The sequence below is a fragment of the Microbulbifer sp. TYP-18 genome (assembly GCF_040932045.1).
Classification (GTDB): Bacteria; Pseudomonadota; Gammaproteobacteria; order Pseudomonadales; family Cellvibrionaceae; genus Microbulbifer.
This window is the reverse complement of the sequence record NZ_JBFRBC010000004.1, coordinates 154,663-172,828: the sequence shown is the minus strand read 5'-3', so window position 1 is coordinate 172,828 and position 18,166 is coordinate 154,663. Positions and strand designations below refer to the sequence as shown.

The following is an 18,166-nucleotide window of genomic DNA, read 5'->3' as shown; positions in this document are numbered from 1 at the left end:
ATTCATTTCCATTTCACGCCCACAAGTGCATCCTGGTTGAACGCCGTCGAAGGATGGTTTGCGCAGCTCGAACGGCGGGCTCTTTACCGAGGCATATTTACCGACGTGGCGTACTTGAAGGCCGAGCTGCAGCGATTTATTCGTGTTCATAACCGCGATCTTGCCAAACCATTTAAATGGACAAAGAGCGCCGACACGATACTGGCTTCAGTGCGGCGAGCCAAAAATGTGTCACCTAATTAACCGCATGGCCCACTAGATGCCATTGCCTCGTTTCGTGGCTGTCCTAAGGCTATCAGGACGGACCAAGGGCCGGAGTTCACCAGCAAGGTGCTCGACCAATGGGCATATTACAACGGCGTTGAGTTAAAGCTGATTCAACCAGGAAAACCGACGCATAATGGTTACTTCGAGAGCTTCAATGGTAAGTTTCGAGATGAATGTCTCAACGAGCACTGGTTTCGCGACTTGGCACATGCCCGGGAGTTGATCAGTATCTGGCGACAGGATTACAACGAGCAGCGGCCGCACTTATCGCTGAACTATCAGACACCAGCAGAGTTTGCGGCAGCGTTCCGGGCGAACAAAAAAGAATTGACCAACACGGACATTATTAAGTCGCCGTTGGAATAAAGATTGGGGGCAGGTCAAAGTAGTGAATAGTTCAAAAATTGGAATTTTTCCTTGTTGGTAAAACATCGGTAGATGTGGGTTTGCCGAAAGAATTGTGTCCAAGTCCCTCATTCTCCGAAAATAGTTAACCATTCCACTCAAATCTTCGTAAAGGATGCGAGTCTCAAAGGAAACTCGCTTTCTATGGTTACAGTCAAGGCAGCATCTCGCTTCATCTCTGGACTGGTGTTAGAGACAGTGATGGGTTGATTCTCCCAAGAGAATGTCACTACGGTATTGTCGAGAAAGCAGCGCTGCGCTATAAGAGATGTTCACTGAAGGCAGCCAGGAATAGGCGGATTATTCGGTGATTTGCTTGGAATGTGGTTGGTACCACAAAGTTGTTAAATCCAACCAATTCATTTATATAGGCTTTACGCTATTGGGCGCTGCCTTGGCATAGTAGGAAGCAGAGGTTCAGGTTCACTGGGGTCTGCTATACATTCTTCTTAACTGCCGAACACTCATAGACTTTGTCATTATCCGTCTGGGCTAGCCGCCCTGTGCAGTGTCTCCAGGCGTTGGTGCATTACCCTGAACCACAGTATTGGCATGCACGCCAGCAGCATCATACCCGGATAGCCGGTGGGCATCTGTGGGCTGCCTTCGTGATGACGCAGTATGGGATACTTGCGGCTGGCACGGAAGTGGTGATCTGAGTGGCGGGACAGTTCGAACAAGCTCAGTCTGCCCAGCAGGTGGTTGGAGTTCCAGGAGTGAGTGGGCTGTACCCGCTCGTAGCGACCGCTATCGACCCGTTGGCGGCTGAGACCATAGTGCTCGATATAATTGACGGTTTCCAGCAGCAGTATGCCGAAAATGGCGGCAAGCACAAAACAAGCTGCAGCTTTAACCCCAAACGCCAGGCCAATGATTAAAACCAGCCCTGCCTGGATCAGCTGAAACTGCAACATCTGGTTGCCGGGGCTCCACCAGGGTTTATTGCGTTTGGCCAGTCGCGCTGCTTCCAGGCGCCACGCGGATAGATATCCCTGTCCCATCGAGCGGAGCCAAAAGGCGTAAAGGGTTTCTCCATAGCGCGCGCTGGCGGGGTCTTCCGGTGTGGCGACGCGGTGGTGATGGCCGCGGTTGTGCTCGATAAAAAAATGCATATTGAGGGAAGTGAGCAGCAATAATTTGGCTAGTAGCTGTTCGTAGCGGCTGGTCCTGTGGCCTAGTTCATGGCCGATGTTTATGCCAAAGGAGCCGCACATCAGCCCCATACTGATGATGGCGCCGGCAAGCTCCCAGCTGTTTAACGCGGGTACCACCATAAGAAAGTAGAGCAGAACCCCATACTGAACCGGTACAGCTACATAGAGCATGACGTCGAACAGTGGATCGGCGCGCATCACCTCTTCCTGTTCGGAGCTTGGATTGGCAGCCGATGCCGGAAGAGTGAGTTCCAGCAGGGGTAGCAGGCCGTAAAGGTACAGGAAAGGCACCATCAGCCAGAGGCCCCCCAGCCAAAATCCAAGGGCAGTAAGCAGCGGCAAGATATAGGCAAAACTGTATTGGAATGGGCGCAGATCCATGGTCACATCCCCCCTGCGGGCATTTTGGTCCCGATCAGCTCTGTAGTGTTTTTATAACTGAAAATTCTGCAAAACCCCAGTGTAATTTGAAACCAGGATCGGGAAATCCCGCTGTGGTTGGATTGACAGCCATCCCGGTAACACTGCTGCTATGAGTTTTTTGCCTGTTTTTCATAGGGTTGCAGAATTCCGCAGCCATGACTATTAAGTCAAATGCTGCTTTCGTTTTTTGCCTTGGTATAAATTTATTTGAAGCTGGTGATAATTTCGAGAGCCCAGTGAGCCTGAGTCGCAATGCCCGGCTTGGTCCCACGGTTTGGAGGGGAGCATTTGCAGGTGAAAATTTATCGCGACTCTTCGGTCTGTATTCCATTGTGGTGGCTGTGGCGCTGCTTCAAAACCCCAGATGCCAATTCAGAGAGGCGAAATCGAAGCCGGGGTTTGGGGTGTTGGTGTAGGCATTGGAGAAATGGCTATAGCGCAGCGACACCGTGTTGCCGTTGGCAATACGGTAACCACTGACAAAATGCAGAGCGAAATTGGGTTTGGTGGTTAATGTCACGTCGCCAAAATTTTTTTGTGTGAGGTAGGCGGCGCCGATTCCCGCCTCGACAAAGAGTCCGTGGGAGGCTATCCCCGGATACCAACGCAGAACGGGTTTCAATTCAAAAATATTCTGGTCCAGGGCTTGACCGCGATGATCCATACGCAGGTGGGAGTAACTGCCTTGCACCCACCACTGCCAGATACCGGTGGCCAGCGGAAATTCCGCAAACCGCCAGGCGTAGTTGATACCCAGCATCTTTGCCCCGGCAATGGATTCCCGTTGAATCAGGGCGTCGCCAAGGCCCTTGCCGGCACTGAAGATGAGTTCCTGTTCAGCGGTTGTCAGGGGTGCCGCTGTGGAAAATAGGGCGGTGGTAATAAACAGGGGGACGCGCATAGAATTTAATGCAGTGAAACCGCGCATAAGAATTTCCAAATACCCCGGGGCCGACTCAAACATTAAGCTTAACCTTGTCACAAATTTTGGCAAGGGGCCATGTGGTTTTGCACTTTGGGTGAGTGTCAGATTGATGTGGGCTTCGGTCCTGAATGGAAGGTCGGTGCTAAAGAATTTATCGCCAGGTGCGTTTTAACTGTCGCAATGCATCCGAGTGCAGCTGGCGGGCCCGCTCCTGACTGAGGCCCAATTGCTCGCCGATAATTCGAAATGAGCAGTCGCGGTCTGAGGACAGGCCGTAACGCAGGCTGAGTACTGTGCGCTGGCGTGGAGGCAGACGGTTTACCGCTTCCCGCAACCGCTGTGCCAGCTCCTGATTGATTACCAGTTCATCGGTATTGTAGCGGTCATCCGCCGGCGCATAGTCAAGCCGGGTACTGTTCTGATCCTCCGCCACCGGATCGTCCAGGGAGCCGGTGGGGCCGGGCAGCTTCAGCAGGCTTTGGACCCGTTCCAGGTCGAGGCCGCTATGGCGGGCCAGGTTGTCGTCCGAGGCTGGTAAACCCTGAGCCTTCACTTCAGCGATGGACCGGTAAATTGTCCGCAGATCATCCTGGACGTTGGCTGGCTGGCGCACAAGGTCGTCATTGCGTCGCAGGGCCAGCTGGATTTCCTGCTGAATCCACCAGTAGGCATAGGTGGAAAAGCGGTAACCCATCTGCGGCTTGAACCGCTCTATGGCTTTCATCAGGCCGACATTGCCCTCCTGAATCAGGTCGATAAACGGCACTGAAGGATTGCGAAAGCGCTTGGCGATGGCTATTACCAGGCGCAAGTTGCACTGGATCAACTTTTTACGCTGTTCTTTGAAGCGGCGCAGCAGGCTCTGCATCGATGAGCGGTCGCGACTCGACAGGCTGTTGGCGGCGATTATTTCCTCAGCCCTGGCGATGATCAGTCCGTGGTCGCAGGCTCCGGTACTGCCGCGCTGCTCCACCCCTTCGCTGCGCAGTTGGACCAGTTCCACCCCGCGTTTCGCCAGCAAGGCGACCAGCTTGTCTTCGATCTCCCTCAGCATGCAGGTGGTGGCCTGCTCCTGTTCCGGTGTGAGCAGCCCCAGATGGTACAGGTGTCTGAGGTAGCTTTGCATCGGGGTGCTGCCACTTTCGGTGCCGGACTCCAGGTTGGCGGAAGCGGCAGATTCAGCGGCTTCGTCGATAGGGGTGGCCACTCCCCGGGCAGGGGGGCGGCGGTCGCTGGAGACGCTGTCACTGAGCAGGTCGTCTGGTTCCTTCAGCCATTCATCGTCCCTGGATCGGATGTTTTGTCGCGGCAAGGGCAGTACCCTCTGTTGGCTGTCGGTGAGGGCCGCGAAGCTGAGCTGGGCGGCTCTTTGGCGCTCTATTCCCTTTTGAATATAGACCCAAGTTGAAAAGTGCGCCGCAGCAAGGGTGACCGGCGGGTGCTCAATATGGACCTGGTGGTGATGCTGATACCTGGAGTAAGGTTTAGCGGCGACGGGCGACAATGCTGAAGCTGAAATCGATTTGCGGTGAGACTTTCAGGGTGCCCAGGGCAGCACTAAAGGGCTGCAGGCCGAGCTGTTGGTGGCTCAGCGTGAACTGACCAGTGGCCCGTATGGAGTCTTCCGCGATTACAATCCGGGCGGGCAGGAGGATGCGAAGGCGACGGCCGGCAATATCCATAGTTGTGGCAAAGGTCAGATTTCCCTTTTTCGGGGGATTGTCGACCAATGCTTCACCTCTTAGGCGGATGATCGGGAAGTTACCGGCGTTGAGCAGTTTTGGCCCCAGCATATTGGCGCGTGTGGCGGAAACAGCGTCCGCCGGAATCGATTCAGCAAATTCCCTGCCGTAGTGGTGGCGAAGCCTGGGGTCATCGACCCGCAGCGCGGCTGCGGGTATTTCCAGCAAAAAACGGGATTTTTGGGGAGGCTTTGCCAGCTCGACTGAGCCCTGGAACTGGGTCGCCGAAATAACGTGGTTATGCCCCAGGTTGGCCAGGGCACCGCTGCGGTATACACGCCAGTGGATGTCGGAGGCAGCGGCGTCGACCCGGTACGACGCTGCGGAAGCCGCTGCCGGGACAAGCGTTGCGAGGGCGCTGAGAGTGAGTAGAATGGTGGCGAGGCTATGCATGGCGAAACTCCGGAGAAGGGTGTCAGCCGTGAGAGCGGGGCCTTGCTGAGAGCTTAGCAGTAAGTGCACCGGCCGGGGCTAAGCGCCCCAAATCAGGTTGAGGACTGCTAGCGGACGCGCTTCACTCTGACACTGCGGCCCGCATCGACTTCGCGCATCAAGAAGGAGCCGAACAGGGCCCGGTCTACCCGCATGGCGTCGCCCGGCTTCCAGGAGACGCGGGTGCTGTCGGTTTGGCGCCAGACCTGGCCGTTGTCCAGGGTGATCAACAGTTTCCCATAGGCGACTTTTTGCACTGTGGCTATGTGGGCATTGATGGATTTGGGGGATTCCTCGGCAACTTGCTGCTGCTCCCGGCCAAAATTCTGCTCCCGTTGTTGCTCCACCTGCTGCTGCAGGGTCTGGCTCAGGGTGTCGTAACAGTGCAGTCTCTCCGTATCGTCGGCTATGGCCGCGCAGGCCTGGAGCTGGCTGCCGACCGGATCTGCGCTGGCGTTGGTGGCGACCAGCAGGATAGCGAGGGAAAAACGTCTCATAGAAGTCAGTTCACCGGTTGATTTTGAGTGGATTTTGCCTGATTGGCGTTCTCTCCTCAAATGAAAATGTGCTGGCTGTCGCATTCTGATGAGCGACACCGTGGAACAATTGCTGGTACTGCCAGCACGGATATGAAACAGTTGAGTCAGAATCATTGCCGGGTGGCAAACCCGGTTCAATGGGTGGAAGTGCCTGGTGCTCTGGCACTCATCTGTAATCAAAGGAAGGGACCCTGGTATGGGTCGCTGGGACGGCAGGGAATTTTGCCCTAATCATAATAACCATAAACAACACTGTCAGGGGTTGGAAATAATGAAGAAGCTCATCATTCCCGCAATTGCTATCGCTGTGGTTGGCGGTTATGTCTATTACCAGAACGCGGATAGCGGGGTAGCAGGAAAAGTTGGAGCGGTACTGGAGAAGGGTGGCTCAGGTGCTGCGCAGGAGAGTGATACCAGTCTGGCCGCAGTGGATGTGGATGAACTTGCCGGAGCCGATGGCGATATTTTTGCCGATGCACCGGAGCAGTCGCTGGAGGCGGTCGGGGATGACGCTGAAAAGGCGGCAGCGGCGGAACCGGGGGAAGAGATAGACCACGCGGACGAGTAATCTGCTGACCTGGTCCAATACCGGGCCAGCCCCGGTGTTTTGTTCCGGGTTGGTGGCGATGCCGACAAAATCTTTCGGGGCGGAGAATACTTGTGCTATGAACCTTAATCAGGTGACTCTGCCGGTCCGAAATATGCGCGAGGCGGTGGCTTTTTATCTGAAGCTGGGATTTACCCAGATTGTGGACACACCGCACTATGCCCGCTTCAGCTGCCCGGAGGGCGACGCCACTTTTTCCCTGTCGCTGCAAGAGACCGCATACACCAATGGCGCGGTGTTGTATTTCGAGATTGAGGAACTGGATAAAGCAGTGGAGGCTCTGCGAGCCAAAGGCATCGAGTTTGCCGGTCCTCCCCAAGATATGCGTTGGCTGTGGCGGGAGGCGGTGCTGTCGGACCCCAGCGGCAACAAAATCAAGTTGTACCGGGCTGGGGACAGCCGTCTAAACCCGCCCTGGCGCGTCGAGGTCAGGGACAGCTCCTGACCAAATCCGGGGGTGGGCTTCTATCGACAGCAAGCTTTGCAGCCTAACTCTGGGCGTTAAACTGTTTGCCGCTGACCCCACGGCTGTCGTCCCCCATCAGATAGAGATAGGTGGGCATAATCTGCTCGGGGGTGGTGACGGTGTTTGGGTTCTCTGCCGGGTAAGCGGAAGCGCGCATACTGGTGCGGGTGGCCCCGGGGTTAATGCTGTTGACGCGGATATTGGAAACCCCGTCCATTTCATCGGCAAGGGTCTGCATCAGCCCTTCGGTGGCAAATTTTGACACTGCATAGGCGCCCCAAAAAGCGCGCCCTTTGAGCCCTACGCCGGAACCCGTAAAGATCACCGAGCCCGCCGGGGAGTTTTCCAGCAGCGGCAGCAACACTTTGGTAAGGCCGAAGGCCGCATTGACATTGACCTGCATCACCTGCTGCCAGGTGCCGAAATGGTAGTTGGCAATGGGTGTGCGCTGTCCCAGCAGGCTGGCGTTGTGAAGCAGACCGTCCAAACGCCCGAACTCCTGACTCACGGCCTCAGCAAAGTATTCGAATGTCTCGATCCGGGTTTCATTGAGATCCAGCGGGAATATCGCTGGCTGGGGTCCACCCGCCACTTCGATTTCGTCATAGACCCTCTCCAGCTTCTCTGTGGTGCGCCCGAGCAGTATCACTGTGGCGCCGTGGCTGGCAAAGGTTTTGGCGGCGGTTTTACCAATACCGTCACCGGCACCAGTGACGAGGATAATTTTGTCTTTGAGGAGGTCCGGTGCGGCGGTGTAATTGCCGATGGTTTCAGACATATTGTTTCCGTGGTGGTGTTCAGTGGGCGTTGACTAAAAAGGTTGCAGGTGCTCAGGGTCTCTGCAGGTAATGGGTCTGCAGCAGGGGCCAGATTTCATTTGCAGAACTGACCCTGTGATCCGCATTCCAGTTGGTCACATCCACGTCTGTGCCGATATAGCCGTAGCTGCAGGCGATAGTTGGCATGCCGGCGGCGCGGCCCGCTTCTATATCCCGCGGATGGTCCCCAGCGTAGATCGCTTCCCGGGGGTCACAGCCGATTTGTGTGCAGGCCAGCAGCACCGCTTCCGGGTGGGGCTTGCGATCCCGGACATGATCCGGGCATACGACCGCACCGGGCGGGGGCAGGTGGGCGAAAGCGCTCAGCAGAGGCAGTGTATAGGCTTCCGGCTTATTGGTCACAATGCCCCAGGCGATGCTGTTTTCAGCCAGCGTGTGCAGCAGTGTCTCGATACCGGGAAAGAGCACTGTCTTTACTGCCAGATGATTGAGGTACAGATTGAGAAACCGCTGATGCAGGTCGTCGAAGCCGGGATCGTCCTCTCCCAGGGCAAACGCCAGGGTCACCATTCCCCGGGCACCATTGGAGACAGCTGCGCGGATGTTTTCCTCCGCCAGTGGGGGCAGCTGTTCCTGGCGGCGCAGCTGATTCAACACCACGACAAAATCCGGCGCTGTATCAAAGAGGGTACCATCGAGGTCAAAGAGTACTGCTTTCATACTTCGTTCCTGGTGTCCATCACTGCGGGTTGGTAGCGTACACCAGATAGTTTACATCCACGTCCCGGGGGTTGAGTTTGTAGTTGCGGGTGATGGGGTTATAGGTCATGCCGCAGATATCATGCAAGGTCAGATCCGCCTCCCGCAGCCAGCCCCCCAGCTCCGATGGACGGATAAATTTGCTGTATTCGTGGGTTCCCTTGGGCAGCATGCGCAAGACGTATTCCACCCCCACTATTGCCAGCAGCCAGCTCTTGGCATTGCGGTTAATGGTGGAAAAGAACAGATCGCCGCCGGGCTTGACCAGCCTGGCACAGGCGCGAATTATTGCCGCCGGATCCGGGACATGCTCCAGCATCTCCAGGCAGGTAACCACGTCATAGCTGCCCGCCTCCTGTTCTGCCAGCTCATCCACCGCGATTCGCCGGTAGTCGATGGACAGGCCGCTTTCCAATGCGTGCAGTTCTGCGACCTTGAGCGGTGCTTCGGCCAGATCGATGCCGGTGACCTGGGCGCCGCGCTGGGTCATCGCTTCGGCCAGGATGCCTCCCCCACAGCCGACGTCCAGCAGTTTCTTGTCCAACACCTTTGCCCGCTGGTCGATATAGTTGGCGCGCAGGGGGTTGATGTCGTGCAGCGGCTTGAATTCCCCATGGCGATCCCACCAGCGGCTGGCCAGCTGCTCGAATTTGGCGATTTCCGCGGGGTCAACATTACTCATATCGTCTACTTGTTGGCAGTTGCATCGGTTGGGGCAGCCCGGGTAAGCCCGACTTTTACATCCTGTTGGGCCGCTGTCGGCGGTTATTGTTCGGCATCGGGCAGGCCCGCGATTCTAGCACGCCACTGGCGCGCCCGTTGAATGACTTCGGCCTCGTTAATGGTCAAAAGCCCTCGGTCACGAAGCAGCTGGCGGCCGGCCACCCAGACGTCGGTGACGCGCTGGCCGCTGGCGGTATAGATCAGCTGGGAGAGCGGATCATGCAGGGGCTGCTGTTCCAGCTCTCCCAAGTGGATGGCGGCGAGATCCGCGCTTTTACCCGGCTCCAGACTACCGGTGACATCGCTGATTCCCAGGGCGCGGGCACCGTTGATGGTGGTTGAAGCCAGGGCCTGATGCGCTGGCATGGCACTGGCATCCCCGCTGAGGGCTTTGGCCAGCAGGGAGGCTGTGTTGGCTTCGGCCAGCAGGTCCAGTCCATTGTTACTCGCTGCGCCGTCGGTACCCAGTGCCACATTGATCCCGGCATCCAGCAGGCGCGCTGCGGGGCAGAACCCCGATGCAAGTTTGAGGTTGGAGCGCGGGCAGTGAGCGACATGGGCGCCGCTCTCCCGCAGCAGAGAGAGGTCAGTGTCGTTCACCTCAGTCATATGGACGCACAGCATCTGGGGCGACAGCAAGCCCAGCCGCTGAAGGCGTTGCAGGGGCCGTTCGCCGGTCTTAGCCTCCGCCTGCTGGACTTCGCCTGCGGTCTCGTGGAGGTGCATCTGTACGGCAATTTGCAGCTCGTTGGCATAGATTGCGATTTTTTCCAGAGTCTCATCCCCAACCGTGTAAGGCGCATGGGGGGCCAGCACTACGCCGATGCGCTCGTGGGTGCGGTAGTCATCGCGCAACTTGAGCCCTTTGTGTAGCGCGTCTTCCGCATCGCGGCTCCAGGGGGTGGGGGCATCGATGATGGGGAAGGCCAGTTCCGCCCGCATCCCCGTATCCCGCGCCACCTCAGCGGTGGCTTCCGGAAAGAAATACTGGTCGGAAAATGTGGTGGTGCCGGAGCGGATCATTTCGGCGATGGCGAGGCGGGAGCCATCGGCGACAAAGGACGCGTCAACCCACTTCCGCTCGGCGGGCCAGATGTGTTCCTGCAGCCACTGGGCCAGCGGCAGGTCGTCCGCAAGGCCGCGAAACAGACTCATGGCGGCGTGGGTATGGGTATTGATCAGGCCGGGAATCAGCAAGTGCCGATTGAGGTGCACTTCCCGCTGCGGGCGGTAGCGGGCCGAGGCTTCAACCGAAGGGAGCAGGGCGATGATTTGCCCTTTGTCAATTGCCAGTGAGCAATTTTCGTACACCTTCTGTTCCGGGATCACCGGAATAATCCAGCGTGAGTGAATCAGGGTGTCGATAGTAGGAACGGATGTGCTTGCAGACATTTAGCCTGACCCGGGTCGCTGAGTGAGGCGATAGACTTTAGCCGCGCGGTGCGGTGGGAACAAGTCCGGTTTCCCCGTCCTTCAGGGCGCCAGTTGTGGTACTATTGCCCGCTTTACCAGATCCCTGGCGGCCAGCCACTGGCACGGGTCCGAGGGGTCGATCAGCCCCACCTTGCGGAGCCTGGGGGGCGGTGACCATTACTTAAGGAATGCCGGAAACCTATGGGCGAGTTAGCCAAAGAAATTTCTCCGATCAATATCGAGGAAGAGCTCAAGCAATCCTATCTCGACTACGCCATGAGCGTGATCGTCGGCCGGGCACTACCGGATGTGCGCGACGGCCTCAAGCCGGTGCACAGGCGCGTGCTCTTCGCTATGAGCGAGCTGAAGAACGACTGGAACAAGCCCTATAAGAAGTCTGCCCGTGTCGTCGGAGATGTGATCGGTAAGTATCATCCCCACGGTGATTCCGCAGTTTACGATACCATTGTGCGCATGGCGCAGCCTTTTTCCCTGCGCTACACGCTGGTGGACGGCCAGGGGAATTTCGGTTCCATTGATGGCGACAGCCCGGCCGCCATGCGCTACACCGAAATCCGTATGGACAAGCTGGCCCACGAGCTGCTGTCGGATCTGGACAAGGAAACCGTCAACTTTGTCGACAACTACGACGGCTCCGAGCAGATGCCGGAGGTATTGCCGTCTCGGGTCCCGAACCTGTTGGTAAACGGGTCGTCCGGTATCGCCGTGGGCATGGCCACGAATATTCCCCCGCACAATGTGGTGGAGGTGATCAATGCCTGCCTGGCGCTGATCGACAATCCCGACCTGAGTGTCGATGCGCTCATGGAGCATGTGCCGGGCCCGGACTTTCCCACCGGCGCCATTATCAATGGCCGCGCCGGAATTCTGCAGGCCTATCGCACCGGCCGCGGTCGCATCTATGTGCGCGCCAAGGCAGACGTGATCCGCGATGACAAATCGAATCGCGAAACCATCATCATCACTGAGATTCCCTACCAGCTGAACAAGGCCAGGCTGATCGAGCGTATCGCCGAACTGGTCAGGGAAAAGAAAATCGAGGGTATTTCAGAACTGCGCGACGAGTCCGACAAGGACGGCCTGCGGGTGGTGATTGAACTGAAGCGCGGTGAACTGGGCGATGTGGTACTGAACAACCTCTACTCCCAGACTCAGTTGGAGAGTGTGTTCGGCATCAACATGGTGGCGCTGGTGGACGGCCAGCCGCGAGTGCTGAATCTCAAGGAATTACTGGAGTACTTTATCCGTCACCGCCAGGAGGTGGTTACCCGCCGCACTGTCTACCTGCTGCGCAAGGCGCGGGAACGGGGCCATATCCTCGAAGGTCTGGCGATCGCCATTGCCAATATCGATGCGGTAATCGAACTGATCAAGTCCTCGGCCACGGCGGCGGATGCCCGCGAGGCGCTGCTGGCGAGAGGCTGGCCTGTCGGCGAAGTACAGCAGTTCCTGGAGCGCGCCGGTGCCGACGCCTGCCGCCCGGACTCGCTGCCGAAGGAGTTTGGCCTGCGCGATGATGGTACCTACCACCTCTCCCCGGCCCAGGCTCAGGCCATATTGGAACTGCGGCTGCACCGCCTCACCGGTATGGAGCACAACAAACTGCTGACCGAATACGAGGAGCGACTGGCGCAGATTGCGGAGTACCTGCATATCCTGGGCAGCTTTGAGCGCCTGATGGAGGTGATCCGCGAGGAGTTGCAACAGCTTCTGCAGGATTTTGGCGATGAGCGCCGCACGGACATCGTGGCTTCCCGTCGCGACCTGACCGTGGAGGACCTGATCACCCCGGAAGACAAGGTGGTGACCATTTCCCATGGCGGTTACGCCAAAAGCCAGCCGCTGGCGGACTACCAGGCCCAGCGTCGCGGTGGCATGGGTAAATCGGCGACCCAGGTGAAGGACGAGGATTTTGTCGAGCACCTGCTGATTGCCAATTCCCACGATACCATTCTGTGTTTTTCCAACAAGGGTAAAGTCTACTGGCTCAAAGTATACGAAGTGCCTACGGCCGGGCGGGCTTCCCGTGGACGCCCGATGGTGAATATGTTGCCGCTGGAAGAGGATGAACGGATTACCAGCATGCTGCCGGTTTCCGAGTACGATGAAGATCACTTTATCTTTTTCGCCACCGCTAACGGCACTGTGAAGAAGACGCCGCTATCCGCATTTGCGCGTCCGCGCAGTGTCGGGTTGAGAGCCATTGAGCTGGAAGAAGGGGATCGGCTGGTGGCTACCGCCATTACCGATGGCACGCGTGACGCGGTGCTGTTTACCAGTGGCGGTAAGGCCGCGCGCTTTTCCGAGAGCAATGTGCGCTCCATGGGCCGGGTTTCCCGGGGCGTGCGCGGAATCCGTATGCCGGAGGGCAAACGGGTGATCGCCATGGTGATCCCGGAAGAGGGCGGCGCCGTGATGACCGTGACTGAGAATGGGTACGGCAAGCGCACGGCGATAGAGGATTTTCCCGCTAAGGGGCGGGGTACCCAGGGGGTGATCGCCATTGCAGAGAGCGAGCGCAATGGTGAGCTGATCGGAGCCTGCCAGGTGCATCCAGGTGAGGAAATGATGCTGATTTCCGACCAGGGCACTCTGGTGCGTACCCGGATCGATGAGGTGTCCGTATTGAGCCGCAATACCCAGGGGGTGCGGGTCATCCGCCTGAAACAGGGAGAGCACCTGGTAGGACTGGCGCGAATCGAGGAGTCTGAAGAGAGTGAGGACCTGGGAGGCGGAGAATGATCCTCCGTCAGCGAGTAAAAGGCCGCGAATTTCCGCGGCCTTTTTTGCCTCTGGCCTACTAAGAAATGGCGTTCGATGTGATGTGCCTTTTTATTTTTGGCTTTTTTGCGTCAATTTATCTAGGGCCAACTCAGTTAGTGTGAGCAGGCCCTAGTAGCCTGCTGTCCTTGACCCCGGAAAGGCGTTGAGGGCGACGACCCGATAGGTAAGGGATTTCCCATGGGTTGCCGGGTAAGTATTTATTTTGTGTGCGATGGAATTTGATTCATGAGGAAGTTTAATTTCAGTGCCGGCCCTGCGGCACTGCCCGAGGCTGTTCTCCTGCAGGCCCAAAGGGAACTGCTGGACTGGGGTGGCAGAGGCTGCTCGGTTATGGAAGTGAGCCATCGTTCGCCGGAATTTACCGAGGTGGCCGAGACCGCCGAACAGGACCTCCGCGACCTGCTGGCGATTCCGCAAAATTACCGTGTATTGTTTCTGCATGGCGGCGCCACCGCCCAGTTCAGCGCTGTGCCCTGGAACCTCCTGGGCGGCGGCGACCGGGTGGCGGATTACATCCGCAGCGGCCACTGGGCCGACAAGGCGATTGCAGAAGCCCGGCGTTACGGACAGGTCAATGTGGTGGCGTCCAGTGAAGACCGGGGCTTTACCTATGTGCCGGGCCCGGCTAGCTGGCGGCAGAGCGAAAACGCCGCCTATCTGCACTACACCCCCAATGAAACCATCGGCGGCGTGGAGTTCGATTATGTGCCGGAAGTAACCTGCCCGCTGGTGGCGGACATGTCCTCCAATATTCTTTCGCGGCCGGTGGCGGTGGAAAAGTTCGGTATGATTTACGCGGGTGCACAAAAAAATATTGGGCCGTCGGGCCTGGCGGTGGCCATTGTGCGCGACGATTTGCTGGATAGGGCCCTGCCCGGGATCCCCCGCAGTCTCAACTGGAAGGTGGCGGCGGACGCCGGCTCCATGGACAATACGCCGCCGACTTTCGCCTGGTATCTGTCCGCCCTGGTGTTTAAGTGGATCAAGGGCCAGGGTGGTGTGGAGGCAATGGCTGAGCAGAGCCTGCGCAAGTCGTCCCTGCTGTACGATTTTATTGACCGCAGCGATTTTTATTCCAGCCCCGTCGAGCGGGGCAGTCGTTCGCGTATGAATGTGCCGTTTACACTGGCAGATGCGGCCCTCGACCATTTGTTTCTGCAGGAGTCGAAGGCAGCGGGGCTGCTGAACCTGAAGGGGCACAGGTCAGTGGGAGGCATGCGCGCCTCTCTGTATAACGCTGTCCCGGTTGAGGCGGTAGAGGCCCTACTGATGTTTATGGCGGAGTTTGAGCAGCGCTATGCCTGAGTTATTGCCCTTGCCTGAAAATTGTTGTGGACGGATAAATGGCTGAACCCGGAGAAAAAACGAAGCGGCTCCTGGCGGTGCTGAGGGACCGTATAGACCGGATAGATGGTGACATTGCGCAGTTGATCTCAGCGCGGGCCGAATGCGCCCTGGAAGTGGCGGAGGTCAAGAAAGCCAGTGGCCAGATTGCGCTCTACTATCGCCCGGAAAGGGAGGCGCAGGTGCTGCGCCATGCGATGGAGCGCAATCAGGGGCCATTGACGGATGAAGAAATGGCGCGCTTGTTTCGCGAAATCATGTCGGCGTGTCTGGCGCTTGAGGAGCCGGTCAAGGTGGCGTACCTGGGACCCGAGGGCACCTTTACCCAGCAGGCGGCGCTGAAGCATTTTGGCCACTCCGCCGAGAGCCGACCCCTGACAGCCATCGATGAGGTGTTTCGCGAGGTCGAGGCCGGTGCTGTGAGCTATGGCGTGGTGCCGGTGGAGAATTCCACCGAGGGGGTCATCAGCCATACGCTGGATAGTTTTATGAACTCCAATCTGCTGATCTGTGGCGAGGTGGAACTGCGTATTCACCACCACCTGATGATCTCCGACATCACCCGCGCCGACTCCATCAGTCGAATCTACTCCCACGCACAGAGCATGGCGCAATGCCGCAAGTGGCTGGATGCCCACTATCCGGGTGTCGAACGGGTGGCCGTGGCCAGTAACGCGGAGGCGGCCAAGCGGGTCAAGGGGGAGTGGAATGCGGCGGCGATCGCCGGGGATATGGCGGCGGGACTTTACGGCCTGAAAATCCTGGCGGAGAAAATAGAAGACCGCCCGGACAACTCGACGCGATTCCTGATTATCGGTTCTCAGGCGGTGCCCGCCAGTGGGGATGACAAAACCTCGCTCATGGTGTCCATGCGCAATGAGCCGGGTGCGCTGCACGATCTACTGGCGCCTTTTCAGCGTCATAAAGTCGATTTGACAAGGGTTGAGACGCGTCCATCCCAGTCCGGCAACTGGACCTACGTTTTCTTTATCGATTTTATTGGACACCGGGACACCCCCGCCGTGGAGGAGGCCCTGCGGGAAGTGGGCAGTTGTGCTGCGGACCTGAAAATACTCGGCTCCTATCCGCGGGGCGTGCTCTAGTGGCGCAAGCGATCATCGGTCGACTGGTGGTTGTCGGGCTGGGGTTGATCGGTGGCAGCCTGGCACTGGCTCTCAAGGGCTCCGGTGCCTGCCGGCAGGTGATCGGGGTGGACCTTCGCGGGCGATCCTGTGAACTGGCGCTGGAATTGGGGATAGTGGACAGTGCCGGCACTGACCTCGCCGAGGCGGTGGCAGGTCTGGAGCCCGGTGACCTGGTGTTTATCTCAGTGCCGACACTGGCGATAGAGTCTGTCTTCGCCACCTTGCGCGATGCTCTGCCGGCGGGTGTAACAGTCACTGACGCCGCCAGCGTGAAAGGCAGTGTGCTGGCGGCGGCGCGCGCAATCTGGGGCCAGATGCCGGACTTCCTGGTGCCGGGACACCCCATCGCCGGGTCGGAGCGGAGCGGCACCGGGGCGGCGCTGAGTGATTTGTACCGGGATCACCGCGTTATTCTCACGCCCGCAGATTCCACCGGCGCGCATCACTTGCGGCTGGTACAGCAAATGTGGCGGCAGGCGGGCGCCGAGGTACTGACCATGCCGGTAGAGGAGCATGATGAAGTGCTGGCTGCCACCAGCCATCTGCCCCACGTCATCGCCTACGGACTTGTCGATACCCTGGCCCACGACGCGGAAAACGAAAATATCTTTCGCTATGCCGCCGGCGGTTTTCGCGATTTTACCCGGATTGCCTCCAGCGACCCGGTCATGTGGCGGGATATTATGCTGGCCAATCGCGATGCGATTCTCAGCGCAATCGATCTGTACAGTGCCAACCTTGCGGCCCTCCGTGGGGCCATAGAGGCGGGAGACAGCGATTACCTCATGGGGGTGTTCACCCGCGCCAAGGCGGCGCGGGATCATTTCAGCAAAATACTGGCTAAACAAGCGTATATCGAACCTATGCAAGCACAGGCAATTACATTTATCGTCCAGCCCGGGTCATCCGTCAGCGGCAGGCTGCGTGTTCCCGGTGACAAGTCCATGTCCCACCGCGCCGTCATGCTGGGCTCTCTGGCAGAGGGTGTCACTGAAGTGGAGGGATTTCTCGAGGGAGAGGACGCCCTGGCGACCCTGCAGGCATTTCGCGATATGGGAGTCGTGATCGAGGGCCCCGAAGATGGTCGACTGGTGATTCACGGGGTTGGCCTGCACGGCCTGCAGGCGCCGCCAGGCCCCCTGTACCTGGGCAATTCCGGTACCTCGATGCGGCTGCTGGCGGGATTGCTGGCGGGGCAGCCCTTCGACGTTACCCTGACGGGGGATGCGTCCCTTTCCAAACGGCCCATGAATCGGGTCGCCGCTCCGCTGCGGGATATGGGTGCCGGTATCGAGACAGGCTCCGGGGGCCGGCCCCCACTGCGTATAGCGGGCGGGCGCAAGCTGCGCGGCATCGACTATCGGCTGCCAATGGCCAGTGCCCAGGTGAAGTCCTGTGTGCTGCTGGCGGGCCTTTATGCAGACGGTCAGACCAGTACTCTCGAACCGGCGCCCACCCGCGACCATACGGAGCGTATGCTGCGGGGCTTTGGTTACCGGGTGGAGCAGTCGGATGGATTTGCCTCTCTGCAGGGTGGGGGACGCCTGAAAGGATGCAGGATCGATGTGCCTGCGGATATTTCGTCTGCCACCTTCTTTATGGTGGCGGCGGCCATAGCACCGGGTTCAGAGCTGGAATTGCCTCATGTGGGTATCAACCCGACCCGTATCGGCGCCATCAATATTCTGCGCGCCATGGGTGCGGACATAGAGGTGAATAACCCGCGCGAGGTGGGGGGCGAGCCTGTTGCGGATATTCGCGTGTGTCACGCGCCGCTCCGGGGGATTCGTATCCCCGAGGACCAGGTGCCACTGGCGATCGACGAATTCCCGGCAATTTTTATCGCCGCCGCCTGTGCTGAGGGCGATACGCTACTCACCGGCGCGGAGGAACTGCGGGTCAAGGAGAGCGACCGGATCCAGGCCATGGCAGATGGATTGCGCACCCTGGGAGTGGAGGCCGAGCCCAGGAAAGACGGTATCCTGATCAAAGGGCGTGGCGAGGGGCAGGTGTTTTCCGGTGGCACCGTGGACAGCTGCGGCGATCACCGGATCGCCATGTCGTTTGCGGTGGCGTCGCTGCGTGCCGACGCTAGTGTCCAGATTCTCAATTGCGCCAATGTGGCCACTTCATTTCCGCGCTTTGTGGAGCTGGCCTGTGAAGCTGGCCTGCGGATCGGGACAAATGCAAATCCGCCGGGCCCGCAAGGCGCGGATCAGTGACTGACTGCGTTTGTCG

At 58.5% G+C, this 18,166-nt stretch carries 15 protein-coding genes and 2 pseudogenes; 8 read left to right on the top strand and 9 right to left on the bottom strand.

Going from position 1 to position 18,166, the window contains the following annotated elements:
- Positions 1 to 243 (top strand): annotated as a pseudogene (locus ABVT36_RS06560) (IS630 family transposase); the annotation flags it as partial.
- Between the two features lie 12 nt (positions 244 to 255).
- Positions 256 to 633: pseudogene (locus ABVT36_RS06555) on the top strand (integrase core domain-containing protein); the annotation flags it as partial.
- A 518-nt stretch (positions 634 to 1,151) separates the two neighbouring features.
- On the opposite strand, the gene ABVT36_RS06550 reads toward ABVT36_RS06555, so the two are convergent.
- The 5 genes from ABVT36_RS06550 to ABVT36_RS06530 form a co-directional block, all read right to left on the bottom strand.
- Positions 1,152 to 2,207, bottom strand: a complete 1,056-nt coding sequence (locus ABVT36_RS06550) for an alkane 1-monooxygenase (RefSeq protein ID WP_368455836.1) — start codon at positions 2,205 to 2,207, stop codon at positions 1,152 to 1,154.
- A 394-nt stretch (positions 2,208 to 2,601) separates the two neighbouring features.
- Positions 2,602 to 3,177: an acyloxyacyl hydrolase gene (locus tag ABVT36_RS06545; protein ID WP_368455835.1), complete on the bottom strand. Its 576-nt coding sequence runs from the start codon at positions 3,175 to 3,177 to the stop codon at positions 2,602 to 2,604.
- Between the two features lie 148 nt (positions 3,178 to 3,325).
- Positions 3,326 to 4,678: an RNA polymerase sigma factor RpoD/SigA gene (locus ABVT36_RS06540; RefSeq protein ID WP_368455834.1), complete on the bottom strand. Its 1,353-nt coding sequence runs from the start codon at positions 4,676 to 4,678 to the stop codon at positions 3,326 to 3,328.
- Complete coding sequence (locus ABVT36_RS06535; protein ID WP_368455833.1) at positions 4,659 to 5,309, bottom strand: YceI family protein; 651 nt, start codon at positions 5,307 to 5,309, stop codon at positions 4,659 to 4,661. The genes ABVT36_RS06540 and ABVT36_RS06535 overlap by 20 nt, the downstream gene beginning before the upstream one ends.
- Before the next feature lie 107 nt (positions 5,310 to 5,416).
- A complete protein-coding gene (locus ABVT36_RS06530; protein WP_368455832.1) occupies positions 5,417 to 5,845 on the bottom strand; it encodes a hypothetical protein in 429 nt (142 codons plus the stop codon).
- A 313-nt stretch (positions 5,846 to 6,158) separates the two neighbouring features.
- Here ABVT36_RS06530 and ABVT36_RS06525 point away from each other — a divergent pair, with 313 nt between their 5' ends.
- Together ABVT36_RS06525 and ABVT36_RS06520 are read left to right on the top strand one after the other, a co-directional pair.
- Positions 6,159 to 6,455, top strand: coding sequence for a hypothetical protein (locus tag ABVT36_RS06525; RefSeq protein WP_368455831.1), 297 nt, complete (start codon positions 6,159 to 6,161; stop codon positions 6,453 to 6,455).
- 97 nt (positions 6,456 to 6,552) lie between these two features.
- Positions 6,553 to 6,939 carry a VOC family protein gene (locus tag ABVT36_RS06520; RefSeq protein ID WP_368455830.1) on the top strand — a complete coding sequence of 129 codons (387 nt, stop codon included), beginning with the start codon at positions 6,553 to 6,555 and terminating at the stop codon, positions 6,937 to 6,939.
- Between the two features lie 43 nt (positions 6,940 to 6,982).
- On the opposite strand, the gene ABVT36_RS06515 is transcribed toward ABVT36_RS06520, so the two are convergent.
- The 4 genes from ABVT36_RS06515 to ABVT36_RS06500 all read right to left on the bottom strand — a co-directional run bounded on the left by ABVT36_RS06515 (position 6,983) and on the right by ABVT36_RS06500 (position 10,613).
- Positions 6,983 to 7,726, bottom strand: a complete 744-nt coding sequence (locus ABVT36_RS06515; RefSeq protein ID WP_368455838.1) for a YciK family oxidoreductase — start codon at positions 7,724 to 7,726, stop codon at positions 6,983 to 6,985.
- A gap of 64 nt (positions 7,727 to 7,790) precedes the next feature.
- Complete coding sequence (locus tag ABVT36_RS06510; protein ID WP_368455829.1) at positions 7,791 to 8,459, bottom strand: HAD family hydrolase; 669 nt, start codon at positions 8,457 to 8,459, stop codon at positions 7,791 to 7,793.
- A 19-nt stretch (positions 8,460 to 8,478) separates the two neighbouring features.
- Entirely contained in the window at positions 8,479 to 9,180 is a 702-nt protein-coding gene (gene ubiG, locus ABVT36_RS06505) for a bifunctional 2-polyprenyl-6-hydroxyphenol methylase/3-demethylubiquinol 3-O-methyltransferase UbiG (protein WP_368455828.1), read from the bottom strand.
- A gap of 83 nt (positions 9,181 to 9,263) precedes the next feature.
- Entirely contained in the window at positions 9,264 to 10,613 is a 1,350-nt protein-coding gene (locus ABVT36_RS06500; protein WP_368455827.1) for a TRZ/ATZ family hydrolase, read from the bottom strand.
- A 222-nt stretch (positions 10,614 to 10,835) separates the two neighbouring features.
- On the opposite strand from ABVT36_RS06500, the gene gyrA reads away from it, so the two are divergent.
- From gyrA to ABVT36_RS06480, 4 genes are all read left to right on the top strand, one after another.
- Positions 10,836 to 13,397, top strand: a complete 2,562-nt coding sequence (gyrA, locus tag ABVT36_RS06495; RefSeq protein WP_368455826.1) for a DNA gyrase subunit A — start codon at positions 10,836 to 10,838, stop codon at positions 13,395 to 13,397.
- Between the two features lie 267 nt (positions 13,398 to 13,664).
- Entirely contained in the window at positions 13,665 to 14,744 is a 1,080-nt protein-coding gene (gene serC, locus ABVT36_RS06490) for a 3-phosphoserine/phosphohydroxythreonine transaminase (protein WP_368455825.1), read from the top strand.
- A 38-nt stretch (positions 14,745 to 14,782) separates the two neighbouring features.
- Complete coding sequence (gene pheA, locus ABVT36_RS06485) at positions 14,783 to 15,886, top strand: prephenate dehydratase (protein ID WP_368455824.1); 1,104 nt, start codon at positions 14,783 to 14,785, stop codon at positions 15,884 to 15,886.
- Complete coding sequence (locus ABVT36_RS06480; RefSeq protein ID WP_368455823.1) at positions 15,886 to 18,150, top strand: bifunctional prephenate dehydrogenase/3-phosphoshikimate 1-carboxyvinyltransferase; 2,265 nt, start codon at positions 15,886 to 15,888, stop codon at positions 18,148 to 18,150. The genes pheA and ABVT36_RS06480 overlap by 1 nt, the downstream gene beginning before the upstream one ends.
- Positions 18,151 to 18,166 lie beyond the last annotated feature (16 nt).

What these genes read in the sequence shown, in the direction of transcription:
- ABVT36_RS06550 (WP_368455836.1), bottom strand. Translation starts at nt 2,207, where the DNA reads ATGGATCTGCGCCCATTCCAATACAGTTTTGCCTATATCTTGCCGCTG.
- ABVT36_RS06545 (WP_368455835.1), bottom strand. Translation starts at nt 3,177, where the DNA reads ATGCGCGGTTTCACTGCATTAAATTCTATGCGCGTCCCCCTGTTTATT.
- ABVT36_RS06535 (WP_368455833.1), bottom strand. Translation starts at nt 5,309, where the DNA reads ATGCATAGCCTCGCCACCATTCTACTCACTCTCAGCGCCCTCGCAACG.
- ABVT36_RS06530 (WP_368455832.1), bottom strand. Translation starts at nt 5,845, where the DNA reads ATGAGACGTTTTTCCCTCGCTATCCTGCTGGTCGCCACCAACGCCAGC.
- ABVT36_RS06525 (WP_368455831.1), top strand. Translation starts at nt 6,159, where the DNA reads ATGAAGAAGCTCATCATTCCCGCAATTGCTATCGCTGTGGTTGGCGGT.
- ABVT36_RS06520 (WP_368455830.1), top strand. Translation starts at nt 6,553, where the DNA reads ATGAACCTTAATCAGGTGACTCTGCCGGTCCGAAATATGCGCGAGGCG.
- ABVT36_RS06510 (WP_368455829.1), bottom strand. Translation starts at nt 8,459, where the DNA reads ATGAAAGCAGTACTCTTTGACCTCGATGGTACCCTCTTTGATACAGCG.
- ubiG (WP_368455828.1), bottom strand. Translation starts at nt 9,180, where the DNA reads ATGAGTAATGTTGACCCCGCGGAAATCGCCAAATTCGAGCAGCTGGCC.
- ABVT36_RS06500 (WP_368455827.1), bottom strand. Translation starts at nt 10,613, where the DNA reads ATGTCTGCAAGCACATCCGTTCCTACTATCGACACCCTGATTCACTCA.
- gyrA (WP_368455826.1), top strand. Translation starts at nt 10,836, where the DNA reads ATGGGCGAGTTAGCCAAAGAAATTTCTCCGATCAATATCGAGGAAGAG.
- serC (WP_368455825.1), top strand. Translation starts at nt 13,665, where the DNA reads ATGAGGAAGTTTAATTTCAGTGCCGGCCCTGCGGCACTGCCCGAGGCT.
- pheA (WP_368455824.1), top strand. Translation starts at nt 14,783, where the DNA reads ATGGCTGAACCCGGAGAAAAAACGAAGCGGCTCCTGGCGGTGCTGAGG.